At 43.8% G+C, this 15,641-nt stretch carries 10 protein-coding genes; 2 read left to right on the top strand and 8 right to left on the bottom strand.

The genetic code is table 11. The features are described 5' to 3' along the window. Positions 1-144 precede the first annotated feature (144 nt). On the top strand, positions 145-3,408 hold the full coding sequence (porU2, locus tag GJR95_RS07500) for a putative type IX secretion system sortase PorU2 (protein WP_162385286.1): 3,264 nt from the start codon (positions 145-147) through the stop codon (positions 3,406-3,408). Here the strand turns inward: porU2 and GJR95_RS07505 are convergent. After that, positions 3,405-4,103 carry a hypothetical protein gene (locus GJR95_RS07505; protein ID WP_162385287.1) on the bottom strand — a complete coding sequence of 233 codons (699 nt, stop codon included), beginning with the start codon at positions 4,101-4,103 and terminating at the stop codon, positions 3,405-3,407. The genes porU2 and GJR95_RS07505 overlap by 4 nt on opposite strands. Positions 4,104-4,245: 142 nt before the next feature. Here GJR95_RS07505 and GJR95_RS07510 point away from each other — a divergent pair, with 142 nt between their 5' ends. Next, positions 4,246-6,228, top strand: a complete 1,983-nt coding sequence (locus tag GJR95_RS07510) for an asparagine synthetase B family protein (protein WP_162385288.1) — start codon at positions 4,246-4,248, stop codon at positions 6,226-6,228. 35 nt (positions 6,229-6,263) lie between these two features. Here the strand turns inward: GJR95_RS07510 and GJR95_RS07515 are convergent, their stop codons facing one another. From GJR95_RS07515 to GJR95_RS07540, 7 genes are all read right to left on the bottom strand, one after another. Next, positions 6,264-7,436 (bottom strand): nucleotidyltransferase domain-containing protein, encoded by a 1,173-nt coding sequence (locus GJR95_RS07515; RefSeq protein WP_232541113.1) that lies wholly within the window; start codon positions 7,434-7,436, stop codon positions 6,264-6,266. Then, on the bottom strand, positions 7,437-8,357 hold the full coding sequence (locus tag GJR95_RS07520; protein WP_162385289.1) for a phosphoenolpyruvate carboxykinase (ATP): 921 nt from the start codon (positions 8,355-8,357) through the stop codon (positions 7,437-7,439). Next, positions 8,348-8,788, bottom strand: a complete 441-nt coding sequence (locus GJR95_RS07525) for a lasso peptide biosynthesis B2 protein (protein WP_162385290.1) — start codon at positions 8,786-8,788, stop codon at positions 8,348-8,350. The genes GJR95_RS07520 and GJR95_RS07525 overlap by 10 nt, the downstream gene beginning before the upstream one ends. Beyond that, a complete protein-coding gene (locus GJR95_RS07530; protein ID WP_162385291.1) occupies positions 8,760-9,047 on the bottom strand; it encodes a PqqD family peptide modification chaperone in 288 nt (95 codons plus the stop codon). The genes GJR95_RS07525 and GJR95_RS07530 overlap by 29 nt, the downstream gene beginning before the upstream one ends. 101 nt (positions 9,048-9,148) lie before the next feature. Continuing rightward, entirely contained in the window at positions 9,149-9,289 is a 141-nt protein-coding gene (locus GJR95_RS41675) for a hypothetical protein (protein ID WP_174260194.1), read from the bottom strand. Between the two features lie 128 nt (positions 9,290-9,417). Then, positions 9,418-10,458: a T9SS type A sorting domain-containing protein gene (locus GJR95_RS07535; RefSeq protein ID WP_162385292.1), complete on the bottom strand. Its 1,041-nt coding sequence runs from the start codon at positions 10,456-10,458 to the stop codon at positions 9,418-9,420. Positions 10,459-10,563: 105 nt separating this feature from the next. After that, positions 10,564-15,054, bottom strand: a complete 4,491-nt coding sequence (locus GJR95_RS07540; RefSeq protein WP_162385293.1) for a beta strand repeat-containing protein — start codon at positions 15,052-15,054, stop codon at positions 10,564-10,566. Between the last annotated feature and the right edge of the window lie 587 nt (positions 15,055-15,641).

Genomic DNA, 15,641 nt, shown 5'->3' on the forward strand with positions numbered 1-15,641 from the left:
CTTTGATGAAAACAAATTTGACTTGTATTCTACGTGTAGCTAGTCTTTCGGCAATTTCCTGAAAGATGTTTCCTTTTCACAGAAATGTATTGTGAGGAAATCCATAGCAACCCGATCCGAAGCGTCAACTAAGCTCAATTGTGTATGAAAAAAGGGGTACTTCTAGCTTATTTCTTAGTAAATGCGCTGGCTTTGTTCGCTCAAAATCCATTTGGCAATGAATGGATCAGGTCTGGCCAAAAGTACCTCAAATTCTCGATCAATAAAGCGGCTGTTTACCGTATCAGCTATCAGGATATCAAAACAGCAGATGCCTCGTTTCTGCAAGCGAACCCAGCCAACTGGCAGTTGTTTTTCAGAGGCCAGGAAATGGCGATTCGTGTAGTAGGACAACAGGATGGTGTTTTCAACGAACAGGATTATGTTGAGTTCTACGGCGAAGGAAACGACGGCAGCCTGGATTCCTTATTATACAGGCCCCAAAAGCGTTTACACCCCTACCAAACGTTATATTCTGATGAGGCTGCTTATTTCCTGACCAGCAGTCCTACACAGACAGGTAAGCGCGTACCTGAACTCAGCAATTCAGCGCAGGGGCTCACACCTGAACCATTTCATGTCGAAGAAACCGTTCAGGCGTTTACCAGTGAGTATACGTTTAACAATCTGAAAGGTCTCGAGCCCGTTTTACAACACAGTTATTTCGAGCCTGGCGAAGGATGGTCAGGACCATTACTTACCATTGATTCCGTTGGTTTGGTTACCATGAAATTAACGGGTAGAGTACCTGCTAATTGGCCAATTACGCTCGAAGGAATGGTAAACGGGCGAGACTATTCGACGCATAAAGTAAACGTTCAACTGGATGGGCCTACCCCAACCCCGTTAGCGTCATTACTTCTCCCAGGGTTCGCCAGCCAGACCTTTCAGCAAACGATCAGCCCGAATACGATCCTGAACGACCAGCTTTCGCTGCGTTTTAAAGCAGAGGTGTATGGCTTTATCGATCATTTTTCGATAACCTACGTAAAACTCACTTATCCGCAGTCCATTGCCATGGGTGCTCAGTTATCGAAAGTGTTTAACATACCCGCCAATCAACGCCAGACTGCACTATTAGCCTTAACCGATATTCCTTCGGCATCGTTTGCCTATGACATTACCGATAAGGCGAACTGCCGTTACGTAGCCATTGAGTCAAGTGGCAGCCAGCAACTCATTGTTGTCAGTGATGCCTCCCGAAAGCGTTCTGTGCTGGTTACCAATCAGGTAGCAAAACCACTGGCTATCCGGGCGGTTCGTTTTCAAAGTACGTTCTCTCAAACAGCCGATTACCTGATCGTTACCCACTCGTCGCTTAGACAATCAGCCACGGCGTATGCCAATTACCGGGCTTCAGCACAGGGCGGCAATTACAAACCATTTATTGTAGCGGCAGACTCCCTGTCCGATCAGTTTAATTATGGCGAAAAAGGTCCGCTGGCACTCCGGCGTTTCGCTGCGTTTATGCTGGCGAATGCGCCCGTAAAAAATCTGCTGCTGGTTGGCAAAGCGTGCAGTTATCCTTATTATGTAAAAACGGCGACCGATGATCTGGTGCCTACAATTGGCTACCCTGGTTCCGATATTCTGCTCACTGCCGGATTAAACGGCTTTCCACTAAATTCTCCCGCCATTCCGACTGGCCGACTCAATGTTACGACAAACGACCAGGTTCTCACGTATCTGGAGAAAGTTAAGCAATTGGAGAATGCGACACCGAACGGACTCTGGCGTAAACACATCATTCATATCAGTGGAGGAAAAAGCAAAGGTGAAGCGCAAAGCCTACGCTCAACGATGAGTCAACTGGGCGATCTTTTCGCAAATGGGCAATTGGGAGGTCAGGTTAGCGCATTCAGTAAAAGCAACACCTACGAAGAAGTTGAGCCGATCAACATTACGCCGTTGGTAAACGATGGCGTTAGCCTGATTACGTTTTTTGGCCATGCCGGACCAGCCATAACCGACATGAACTTTGGTTTTGCCTCGCCATTGGAAAATGGATACCGGAATAAAAATTATCCGCTCATGATTTTTAATGGTTGCGGAGTTGGTGAAATATTTTCCCGTTTCACCACTTTATCAACCGACTGGGTACTGGCCCCCCAAAAAGGTTCAGCCCTGGTGTTGGCCCATTCCTATTTGAGTTTTGAACAGCCAACAACCAAGTATCTAACAAAACTGTACAGAAGCTTATTTACGGACCCTGCTTCGCTGGGAATGCCTTTTGGGAAATTCCAGCAGCAATTGAACGTAGCCCTTGAGAAAGAAGGCATTGATCTTTACGATGAGTCTGTTTTGCTGGAGATGGTTTTACAGGGCGACCCTGCCCTTAGCTTGTATCCGTTGCCGAATCCAGATTTTGCGGTTGCTCAGAAAGGAATTTATATTCAGTCATCAGTGGCTGGTAGCTCGATTAAAAGTAGCGATTCGATTCGGGTGGTCATACCATTGGTCAACTTAGGCAAATTTGTCGCCGGTCAGTCAATCGGTTTGTCGCTCAAAAAAACGACTGGTAACAATGCAACTAGTAGTACGGTTTATTTCAATTCATTTCGCTATCAGGATACGCTGTCGTACACGATTGCCAAAGATGAAACACTGAAGTCAATCGACATCCTGATTGACCCGACGAATCAAATCACCGAATTAGATAAAGCCAACAACAAAGCCACACTTTCTATTGACTGGGCACAGGCCGAAGTTAGTAGTAGCTATCCTGTAGATGCGCTTCCGGATGTAGTTAGCCCAACGCTCAACGTCTTCATTAATGGAGCCGTCAAAGAAAATGGGGCTGTTATCGACCCAAACCCTAAGGTCGATATCTATTTAATTGATGAAAATCCACTCTCTGCCAAAGACACAAGTTCCGTTGAAATTTACCTGAAAGAATGTGCTACCTGCGCTCAGCAAAAGCTTTCCGCAACGGCATTTACAATTGCTTCAGTCTCGGCAAATCAACTACAGGTACGAACAAACCTGTCGCTCAAAGCCGGTGGGGAGTATCAACTCATTGTGATTGGAAAAGACGCCAGCAGTAATCGTACGCAGCCACCTTACATTCTGGACCTTAAGGTGCTGGCCACCGATGAGCCCATAACTTTACAGACCTACCCAAACCCGGCTACGTTATACGCCAAATTTGACCTGACGTTAAATGTGCAGGAGTTACCTACCGAGTCGCGATTGATGATTTATAATCTGATGGGAGCCCGGATCTACGATCATTCGTTTCCGGTTTCGACGGGTAAAAATTCGCTTTTGTGGCAGGGAACAACACCAGGGGTCTACCCCTACTCATTGCAACTGACCTGGAAAGATGGTCGAATACAGACGTTTACGGGAAAAGTTCTCTGGCAGCATTAAGGCAGGCGATTGCTGGCAACTAATTCCCATTTCTGTTTAGTCCCCGATTCGATAATTCCTTTTCCGACACAATCTGCTGATGATTGACAATAGACCAGCGAAACGTTTTCCCGATAAACCAGGCCAATATTTCGGGCATATACCCGACGATATTTTTCCAGATTCACAAGGGTCGAATCGTTTGCCCCAATTACTGAAACTGTGTTATCAAAGTTGAGTTTTCCGAGCGAAAATGAACGATACTGATCTTCATATCGAAGCAACGTATCCGGGTTGGAATTGTACAGATTTGTGTTCCAGGAAGTGGTTGGGGCAATCGGGAAAACCAGCTTTACAACTGGTACATTATTGTCCAGACTAACGGCTTCCGTAAGATTTTTATAGACTGTCCGAATAGCCGTAAGTTGCCAATCTGCCTGTGCCGTTTTCTTAATGGATTCTTCCATCAGGAAAAATAACTGGCCATTCTGATTGTAAGAACTACTAATTTTTTCCTGAACCTGATAAACGCGCTCCGCGATTGGATTGATTGATGAATAGGTATCCTGCGTTACCTGATAGATCCAGTAGTCACCAATCTGGAGCGGGAAATAGGCAGAATCATCGCTGGCTGGCGCTAATGATTCTTGCTGACAACTTTCACCAATGCAAAAAATCAGTAAAACAAGTACATACAGACTGCTTTTTTTAAGCATGCTCAGGGCGGCTTACTGGTTATTGGAATAGAAATGGCATTAACACATATTGTACCTTTGGCGGATTGATAAACCGGTGTTTAAGCCGAAGCGAAGATACGAAAGATAGTAGTTTATCAGAGTTCTCTGTAGGGTTTCAATTATGAGCGGAATCGCTGGAATTATACGATTTGATAAGCAGGCTATTGAACTTGCTGACACAGCCAATGTAATAAACTTACTGGGGCATCGGGGCAAAGTCACTAGTCAATTGATTGAACATGGCGTATTATTAAATTTTGGCAACTCAATTGAGGTCAATCCAACAGCACCAATCTACGCCACTGCCGATTCAGATCTATTTTCCAGCATTACAACGAGTCATCCTTTCACTACGAATTACATCACTAGCGGTCCGGCCGGATTTAACGAACCAAATGCTGATTTTGCCGTAGCCTTATGGGACGCTCAAAAGCAGACTCTTTTCTGTGGGCGTGATGCATTAGGCGTAAAGCCACTGTATTATGTGTATCAGCCGTCTCGCTTCATGGCTTTCGCGTCAGAAATCAAGGCATTGTTAGCCCTTCGCGATGTTGTTATAAAGCCAAATGAACATAAATTCAGAGAGTACCTCACCTGGATTGCCGATTATGTTCCCTACTCGGAAGAGACATTCTACGAAACCATTTACAGTGTATTGCCCGGCCATTATCTGGAGGTAACTGCCCAGCGCAAACAAACGCACGCGTATTGGACAATTAATCTGTCGAAGTATAAAGATCTTAACCGACCGGAAGATTATTCAACCCTTTTTAAGGACTACTTCAAAGCTGCTATTGATAGCCGAATCGAGGACAAATCCCGTATCGGATCTCATTTGAGCGGTGGTCTGGACTCATCGTCGGTAAGCTGCATGGCGCAGGCAATACTGACTCAGCAACATCGCGCTCCACTGCATACATTCAATATCGATACCGAGTTACCATCGGCCGACGAAAGCGAATACGTACAGGCCGTCATTGATCAGTACCCAGTTCAGCACCACACGGTTCATCCAGTAGCGGATGTGCTGGAATCTGTACTAAAAATCAATACGATTTTTGATCGTCCCGAGCATTTTATCATTCCTTCCAGTTTCCACCTGAGTGTTTCGCTGGAAGCGCAGCAAGTTAGTTGTGATATTCTCTTAACAGGTCACGACGGCGATAGCATCATCACAACCTGTTTTGATTTACTCGATGAGTTATTTGATGCTCAGGATTGGGAGAATCTGCTTTTAGCCTGCGAACAATTTATCGCTCCCAGCGACAGAAATTTGCGCTATGTAAGTGACGACTGGATTACGCTAACCGATCAGGCCAAATTTGAAAAGTTTATCTTATATTTTATCGGCACCAGGCTAAAAAAACAAGCTAAAGCCCAGTCTCTGAGTACGTTTTTCAACACGCTTCGCACGCAAAAAAAATTCTTTGGCATTTCCTCTACGGCCATCCTTGCTTATTGTTTTAAACGAATCAAGGACAAAGTGGCTCATCGATCACTCATCAACAATGCCCTTAGCTCCGACTTTAAGCAACGTGTTCCTCTTCGCTCACAACTATCGACTAAAGAACTAACAACAACTTTAGAAGCTGAACTGAATCAACCAATCAGGCAGATTTTAAATACGACTAATGTTATCTGTAATGAGCAATTGAATCACATTGGCGCTTATTACGGTCATTTGTACTCATTCCCTTTTTTCGATAAGAATGTCATGGAAATAGGCCTGGCAACACCATTGGGCGTAGGTTTCGACAATGGTCGTGGCCGTGGATTGATCCGGAACGGACTAAAGGATGTGCTGCCTCCCGCCATTGTATCGCGACTGTCCAAAGCCAATTTTGTCGAATATGGCAATCTATCAGCGAAGCAGCTCTATCAGTCTACCTACGACCAATTTTCTTCTCCCAGCCATCCGATCTGGGAAGTGATTGATCGAGGCACCTTTACAAAAATTGTTGATTTTGTTTTCAACCCAAAAATGCCGGTCGTTAAAAAGACCCGTTACAACTGGTTATTAAGTCGTATTATTTACCTGTCACTCTGGTTGGGATCGCTCCAAAACGCCCAGATAAATTTAGCGAAAGCTGGTTCAGCTAAATGATTCGAATTATAGACCTATTAGCTTGCTTGTAAAGACTAATGAGAAGCAGGTAGAAACTTATAAATAGACCGGATTGCCCGGATAAAAACGGTTACAAAGCCCAGTTCTTTCGGGATATAAATCAACTTCTTCCCTATTTTGAACGTACTTGCCCTAAACACCCGGCTGGTAAGAAACGTTATGCAGATTTTCGCCTGTATCTTAAATCGAGTTTGTGCTTTTAGAAAATAAATAAACTGATTAAACACCTGTTTGCTAAAGGCAACGGGTTCATTGGACTCCCAGTTTTTCTCGTAACTATCGGCTAATTTATGAATAACAGCGGTATCGACTAACTGCTGAACTGAGGATGGTAATGCCAAATTCCATATATTCTGACACCAATACAGACCTACCAGAAATATCCGCTCCATACCATACCGGCGCATCTCCTGCATCAGCCACGACCAGTCAATCGTTCTGTTGTTTAATAAGAAGTAAAGATCATTGATATAGTAAAGTTGTTGCCAGATATTCGTCACGCCATGGTGCGTCACTAACAAAACAACCTGAATCTCATTTTCAAAACCCTTGTTTGACCGAATATAATCTAAATCAAATGAGGCATAATCTTTATTGAAACACAGTATTTTCCAATGCAAATCGATATTGAAATAGCTATCATTATAGAATAGCTTAAATAAACTAATTTCTGATAATTCGGTAAGCAGGCGTTGCTCACCATCCTCATAATACAAGGTGTGCTTTTTACTTAACTGGTATTGATGCTGTTCTAACAGATGCGTAGTTTTAAAAGCATCTTCTGCCCTAACCAATACATCAAGATCACCACTAATTCGAAAGTTTTTATTAGGATAGCAATGTTCAGCCAGATAAATGCCCTTATAGGCAATATGATCAATCGCATGATCGGCCAGTAATTTATCCAGAAGCCGATAGTGGTGAAGCTTCAGCATACCATCAGTAGCCGAGGCCTGATAACTAGTACGCAGTGCTACCAGGAATTTATCAGGAATTTCTGGTAGCGATTGGATCGTATTATATAAAAATGGTGTGAGCCGATGCCGCTCAGCCAGCGTATATAATCGATTCCAGTTTATTTTGGTTTGAGCCAGAAACGTGTTGATTTGCGCTTTCTTTTCAACTGACGGCTCAATCGTACAGGCCATTTGCAGGAACACTATTTCAGGAGTACGGCCGGGCATCATTTAGAATGTCGATTTAAGATAATCAACAAACTCGTGTAGCCTGGCAAAATCAGCAGGGCGACTCATTTTGTAAAGCGGTGTCGTATTGGCGATCAGGATGCTTTTTTCAAAATAATCTTTTAGGCTGCTACCAGTTAGCAGTGAGTCTGGTAACGGAAAATGATTGAGCAATTCAATTGGTAATTGACTTTTTGATATCTGCTTTAGTGTACTTTCTGATTCGTTGGGCCTCTCCAATACGAAAATCTGCGCTAAAGGGACTTCTTCCTGAGCAAATGTAACGGATTCATGCCAGGAAAATTTAGTCAATCCTTCACGAACGGGCGTTAAGTCTGTTTTATTAAGCTTCAGTCCGTTGACTGTATTCTCCCAAATTTTGATCTGAGAAAAAGCAGGAATAAGTGTGGGAGTTTGCCCTTCCTTGAGCCGAATGCAAACCATATCATCGCTGAGCACCGGCACACCTTTTTGGGCAAAGGCCGCCACAGTCGTCGATTTACCCGCACCAGGCAGTCCTAAAAAAACGACTCCCTTATTAGTTAACTGGATGGCACTTCCATGAAGTAAAAAATAACCCTTTTGAAAAAGTATTAACCCAATTGCCTCGCTCAATGTAAATAGTGAAAGCAGTTCTTCATCTGTTTGGTCAGTTTCCAGGATCAATTCATTTCCATTTACCGCCAGAAACGACATGAGTGGAGACCAGTCTAGCCACAGTTTGCCCAGACTAGTTTGAGCAAACTGCGCATTTAAGCCACTTCGATAAACTTTTGTAGGCTCCAACGGTGGACTTTGAGGAATTCTGCCTCGTTTAATAACCAGATCGACCGCTGTTGGTTGTATTTCTTTAAGCTGAGGAAGCGCAATTTCAGAACCAATCGTTAGCCCGTACGCTGTATAATAATAGGTACTTAATTCCATTCTAAAATGGGCTGAAATACTTGAGTCTCTTGTTCACCAAGAATGACTTTATTTTTATAGACTACCCAGGCATGCGCTGAAAACGCCTGGCTAGCACTTTTGTGCACGCCTATGCAAATGTGGACATCAGGGTATTTTCTCAAGAGCCATTTTGCGGCAAGCGCCTGCACCAGACAGGTAAATCCCAATGGTATTCGATTACTCACGACACTAATAGCCCAGACAATAACCACAAGATTCTGCTCATCGGGTGCAACAGGTGAGGAAACTAAATTGATCGACTTCTTGAAAAAGAAATTGAACGGAAAAATGAACAAAAGGCACTTATAAACAGCCAGTACAATAAAAGCTTTGCCCAAAAGGAATTTTTGATACCAACTTAGCTTGATAAACCTAGTGAAACTAGCTTTTGGTTTCGATAAGTTTTTCATCTAAAAGTGATTCTAAAAACGAAGTTAATTCCTGCTCACAAACCGACTCTTCCACCTCAAATTCTTCGAGTACTTTTTCTTTAATCTCCTCAACCGAAATTACTTTTTGATCTTCTAGCAGAGACCAGATAAATCCTCCTAATTCATTCAGTTCATAGTAATTACCAATTTCGTAATTCAAAACAATGGTTTCATTACCTAGAACTGAAGAAGATTGACTTGGTACTCGCTGAAGTCGTGTAGTGGGGGTCAAGGCCATAAAGCATATATACTAGGCATGAAATTAATAAAAATAGCTTGGTTCGTCAAATTAGAGACAAACCAAGCTACACTGCAATTGAAACGAGAAACTAGTCTCGATTATAAGTGACCGCCAAAACCATCCGTATCAGAACCCACCTTTAAGGTTAGTTTCTTAACATTGCCCAGCACTTTTAGCTTGGGTGTTTTATAGGCTTTTTTGCCAGAAGGACTTATCGATTGTTTGATGTTCTTATTCATTATAAATGAGATCTAAAGGTCTTTTTGAATGAGTTTCTACTGAGAAACATACGTCTCTCGTGTCTCTGGTTTGGGCTTGGCCTGAAGATTCATTCTATTGAAACTCCGGCTGCTCGATTGTCAGGAGACTACTCTACAACGATCCGGTGTTGGCGGGTCTGACCACGCTCTTCTACAGTTACGATGTAAACGCCAGCCGACAGGTTGTTTTGAGTTCTCAGCAGCAAATTACCCGACTGTACGCCCGTCTTCTGAAGAGGCAACTGGCGACCATCGGCACTGAGGAATTTAACAACTGCCGTTTCCGGCTCATCCAAACGCAACGTAAATCGCTGATCTTTTAGAACAGGATTAGGATAAACACCATAGGCATCATCCCGTAATACAACCGATACGGCAGGGAAACTCGAAGTTTTACCGTTTAAATCAATCTGAGTCAGTCGGTAATAGCTCGTTCCTGAATAGGGAGTCTGATCAATCAATTGATAATGCTTCTGGGCATTACTATTAGCAGCGACTTCGCTCACTTCGCCTACCTTTTCAAAACCTTTCAAGTCCTTGCTACGCTCTACCAAAAAGCCCTTATTATTGGTTTCCAGAGAAGTTATCCAATCTAGTTTAACCGTACGGTTTTCCTGAGCCTGGGCAGTGAAGGAAACCAGGGAAACCGGCAAGGCAGAGGTAACAACGATGCTCCCTGCAGCCGATTGGTTATTGCCATTGTTATCACTTACTGTCGAAGTGAGTGATAAAGTCGAGGTCAGATTCAGGTTTCCGGTTCCAGTTGCATTTCCCCGTACATTAAACGAAATGATATATCCCGTAGCTGCATTACCTGGCAATGGCCCGCCGTTGTTGGCAACCTGAAGCGTACTGGCATTTGACGAGGTTAGTGTAAATAAGCCGCTGGGATCGGTAAAGTTTAATGGTGTATCAAATCGAAGAATAACGGGATCGATCGTCGCCGTAAATAAAGCCTGGGTGGCTGGAATAGCGCCAGGTCCGTTATTTTTAATAACGACCTGAACGGTTTGAATCTGATTAATGGCAATGGGCGTTGGTGAACTGGGTCCTATGGAAACCCCCTGCAAATCAACTTGCTGCGCTTGGGCACTAAGCGAAAGCAAAAAGATGGATAAAAATAGAGACAGGTAAATTGGCTTTTTCATAAAGTTCTGTTTTTCGGTTACCTAAATGACTGGTTGAAGCGACAATATTAGGGTTTTAAAGTAATAATCAAAGTAATTACTACTTTAAAACCCTAAACTAGTTAATTATGGCATGAAGAACGTGTTAGCAATCGTATTATTATTTACTGGTGTTTCACCACCACCCGTTCCATCCGGAATAGTTACAGTATTTGTTACTGAACTACTGTTAGATCCCATTGCCCGAGTGATTTTGAACGCGACTATTTTATTGCCCGCATTGGCAATAACACCTGAAGCGCCGGCTACCGAAGTAAATGTGAAAGCAAACTGGTTACTGTTCACCGAGAAATCATTGGTATTTAACGTATAAACATTCCCTCCAATAGTTACTGTTGGGTCTGTATTAACGACCATTGTCAGCCCGGTAGAAGCTATATAATTAGTGACGTTAAAGACAACTTGTGCGCTAGTGGGTGTTGCGCCTACATTTCGAATGGCAACCAGGACATCAATCGTTTGCCCAGGAGCTATTTGTGAACTGGAGAACAATTGCGAAGGCGTTAAATCAGGAAGCCCTTGACCAATCAATACATGCAAGGTTGCACTACCACAAACCGAAGGTGTGCTATTGTCGCAGGCGGTATATGTAAAGTCAACTGGACCAGTTACACCAGGAGCTGGCGTGAATGTATAACTACCTGTCGCTGTTAATACTAACGTACCTGATGAGGTAACTGTTGTAGTCGGACTTGATACCGTCAGATTATTCCCCAAATCATTAGTGAGCACATTGCCAGTTGCAGTAGTACCGCTTGGTGTAGAAACGTAATCATCATTGATACTTACGTTAGCAGGGGCACCAGGAGCCTTAACGGTAATGGTTACAACGGCAGTTGCACAGGTACCGGGTGTTTCACAAACCTGGTAAGTCACCCGATCAGTTCCGTAAAAACCAGCATTCGGGGTGTACACCAGATTGCCGCTTCCATCAATACTGGCGGAACCATTGGTGGAATTCGTTGCAATTGTAGGAGTATTGAGCGTTCCGCCAGGGTTGCCTGGTCCATCATTCGCTTTAATATTAACGGTAACCGCAGTTGGGCTACCTGGCGCTCCAGTTGTAGTAACAAAATCAGGATTCGCCACAGGAGGGTTCGTCGTCACCGTTGGATCAAGTACCGATATTGTCAGCGTTTGTGTAGTACAAACTGGTGGCGTACCCACTGCGCAAACCGGTACGTTATATACGTAGACTCCAGGCGTGGTAGCGCTAAAGGAGAATGTACCATCAGGGTTAACGGTCAAACTTGGCGAAGATCCACCTGGCTGACTGGCTGGGGCTGGAGCCGGGCCATACGTAGATCCGACAGGAACGGTGTCGTTCGTTTTAACACTACCCGTTACCGGTACGCTTTTATTAGTGACGGCAAAGTCGGGGTTGGGGTTAAACGGATTAATCAGTATATGCAGCGTTCCACTAGCCGAAGCCGATGGACTCCCGTTGTCGGTTGTTGTATAGCTAAAGTCAACTGGTCCCGTAGCACCTGCTACTGGAGTAAACGTGTAGCTACCATCAGTAGCTAATACCAGCGTACCTTTTCCTGGGATAGTCGTATTCTGTGCCGTAACCGTCTGGGTATTCCCTTCTGGATCGCTATCGTTCGTTTTAACATTACCTGTAATAGGTGTTCCCTGATACGTACTGATATAGTCGTCGGCAGCCGTCGTTGTGTTGGCACTGCCCGGCGCTTTAACGGTCACAGTCACCGTGGTCGAAGCACAAAGGCTGACACCAGGTGTTTCGCAAACCGTATAGGTAAGCACATCCGTTCCGTAAAAACCAGCATTCGGTGTATAAACGACATTCCCATTTCCGTCGACAGTAGCTGTGCCATTGGCAGGACCGGTTGCAATGGTAGGCGTACCCAACGTTCCGCCCGGATTACCCGGTCCATCGTTCGCTTTTACGTTAATGGTCGTAGAAGTCGGATTGGTCGGAGCTCCAGTGAGAGAAGCGATATCCGGATTGGCAACAGGCTTATTGGTGTTAACCGTTGGATCAAGCACCGTGACGGTCAGCGTTTGCGTCGCACAAGCGGTTCCAGATAAACCTGTGCCACAAACAGGCACACTGTAAACATAGACGCCAGGTGTCGAGCTGGTAAACGTATAGGTACCATCGGAGTTAACCGTCAGACTTGGCGATGATCCGCCAGGCTGGCTGGTTGGTGCTGGTGCTGGGCCATAGGTAGTTCCGGCTGGAACAACGTCGTTGGTCTTGACACTTCCCGTGGCCGGTACATTCTTGTTGGTAACCGCGAAGTCAGGATTTGTATTTAAGGCACAAACCAAACCACCCCCTGTCGATGTACGGGTATCTATAAATGCACCGTATACATCAATGAATCCTGTCAATGCATTTATGTTTGCTAAAGACCCTACACTCAGTTTGATTTCGTCAAAAGGCTTCGTTGTTATAAAGCCTGCATTGATAAAGTCGCCGGGCGTTGTTCCGAAAATTTGCAAAATCACCGTTAAATCGAGCAAGCCACCCGCGGTGATATTTGTTTCCTGTAGCTGGCCGTCTAGATAAGTCGAAACAGTTAAAGCTGGAAATAAAGTAGCGGCAACAAGTCCTGATCTTTTCTGAATTGTAAAACCAGCGAATGTTCCAATCGGGAATGTACTTACTGGATCTACCACAGCTATGGAAGCTCTCGCAGCCGAAACAGTATTTGTAATTCTTGCGAAATCAGTGGTGCTTGCCGAAACCACATTCCAGGGTTCATTTATAGTACCATTGGTTCCCGCACCGATCCCCAGGTCTGGATTGGCAATACCGGTCACTCCTGTATTGGCAGCATCAATAACCGCCGGGGTGCCTGGCCGATTCAGGTAATAGGTATTGTTACAGGCAATTGGGTCAGCACAGCTTTTCTGAATAATAGCATTGAAAATCTTGATGGTTCCAAGATCAACGCCAACTACCTGATTAAAGGTTATTTTAACCTCATCAAATGGCACCTTAGCTACAATACCCAACGTCTGGCTATTGGGACCACTGGTTAATAGGCCCGTAGTGGCACCAACAATTAAAACGTTTTCTGTTGCCGAAGCCGGTTGAACCAATGTTCCATTGTTGTAAAGCGTAATTGTCGCTTTACTGATCGCATTAGCCGACAACAATGTGGCTGTCTCTATATTAAACCCAGCAAAGGTGCCCGCCGGATAAGTATCCACAGCATTAGCAACGGCAAAGCTAGCATTCGTGGCGACTCCAGCAGTCAAAACAATTGTTGCAGAGTTCGATGGATCACTATCGACTACGTTTTGGGAGTTATTAATATTACACCCTACACAAACTAACGCATCAACTCCCGTATTTGCACCATCGACATATACAGGATGAGTTGGATTGATAAGTGGAGTAAGCGTATTTTTCGGTAACGCGTTATCTATACAGAGGAAGCTGGGGCCATCGCAGAATTTCTGAACAACAACACCAAATATATTAAGTGTTGCCAACGATACGCCCGCTGCCTTAGTAACCGTTAATCGAACCTCATCAAAATCCAGTGTAGCTAAGAAACCAATGGTTCTTCTGCCTGTACCTGATAATATAGAACTATTAGTTGAAACAAGATTAGCCCCCGTAAACGATTGTATAGCCGCGGTGGTGCCTGTTTTATAGGTAGAAACAGTTAGTCGATCAAGAACGCCTAAATCAACTAAAGCTGTACTGGAGATGTCAAAGCCAACAAATGTACTCGACGTACTAGCCGGGTACGTAACAAATGCATTTTTCACACCAATTGATGCGGTCGTAGCGACTCCAGCAGTCAAAATAATGCTGGACGAATTGGCCGGATCCCCATCAATTATATTGTCTGGATCTGTAATGTTACAGGCAAGGCAGGCAACATCAGTCGTAATACCAGTATGATCTGGATTAAAAAAAACCGAATGCCCAGGTGCGGTCAACGAAGTCGGCGTATTACAAACCAGAGCAGGTGATGTATTACAGAATTTTTCTATGACAGGTGCGTAAACATGTATGGTTGCCGCGAGTCCTCCAAAATTAATACGAATTATATCGAAACTACCTGTAGAAACTAACCCAACTCTCGCTTTGCCATTTAGAAGCCCGACTTCCGCCAGATTCGTGAATACCTTAGTAGTTACAGGCGTATTCGGAGTAGGGCTGGTACTTAAATAAGTGCTGATTGTTGTGGTACCCCCTATTTTAACATCACTACTAACAATAAAACCAGCAAACGTACCGGCAGGATATACATTCGCGCCCGTGGCATTATGGTCTCTTACCTCTAGCCAGGCAGAACTACCCAGCGCAGCTAAATAAAATGCATCAGTTGAAAACGTAGGGTCATTATCGATCAGGTTTGCTTTATTGGTAAACTCGTCTCCAATAAACTGGCTGGAAGTAACTGTAAGATTGGCAAACGTAGGGTTCGTTAGCGACGCGACCGTATTACATGGTGCGGTACTTAGCTGTGCCAGTATATTGGTCGATACCAACAGCGATAAACATAGGAAGACCCATGTAAAGAGATTCAGATTGGATCTCCTACACATGTAGGTAGATAATTTTTTCATAAAAGCTGAATTAAAGGGTAAGTAGATTAAATGAACTAATTAGGGAGTGTTGCAAGGGGTAATTTTGATTGGGACCTCTACAGAGTAGGTCACGACAGGCTGACGAGAAACAAGTTTCCATGACGTCAAATAAGATTAAACTGCGTGTGTAGATTCTCGGCCATAATACAACAAATTATATGCCATTGTAAACAAAAGTTAAAATAGGGATTGTTTCCCTATATACATAGATCCAAAAAAATCATTTACTAATTATTATACATTATTCCCGCTTAAAAGTATTCGCTTATTTCATCAGGTCAACCTAAAATATATTATTCGGTATGTAAATCTATCAACCACCAAACCGAATATCTATTAATCAGCTCAAAATCAATATATTACCACCAATTAAAGTCAAATTATCATTGTGCAAATTCTTCATTACCATATGTCATAAAGAATTTACACTGCACCAGATCTATCACCTCATTCAATAAGGGTAACCTATCACAGTCTACTTATTATCGTTATCAATTAATTTTTAACACGATTAAGCAAAAGTTATACCATTTTCAACTTCATGCTAATATTAAAAATACAACATA

The sequence above is a fragment of the Spirosoma endbachense genome (genome assembly GCF_010233585.1).
GTDB lineage: Bacteria > Bacteroidota > Bacteroidia > Cytophagales > Spirosomataceae > Spirosoma > Spirosoma endbachense.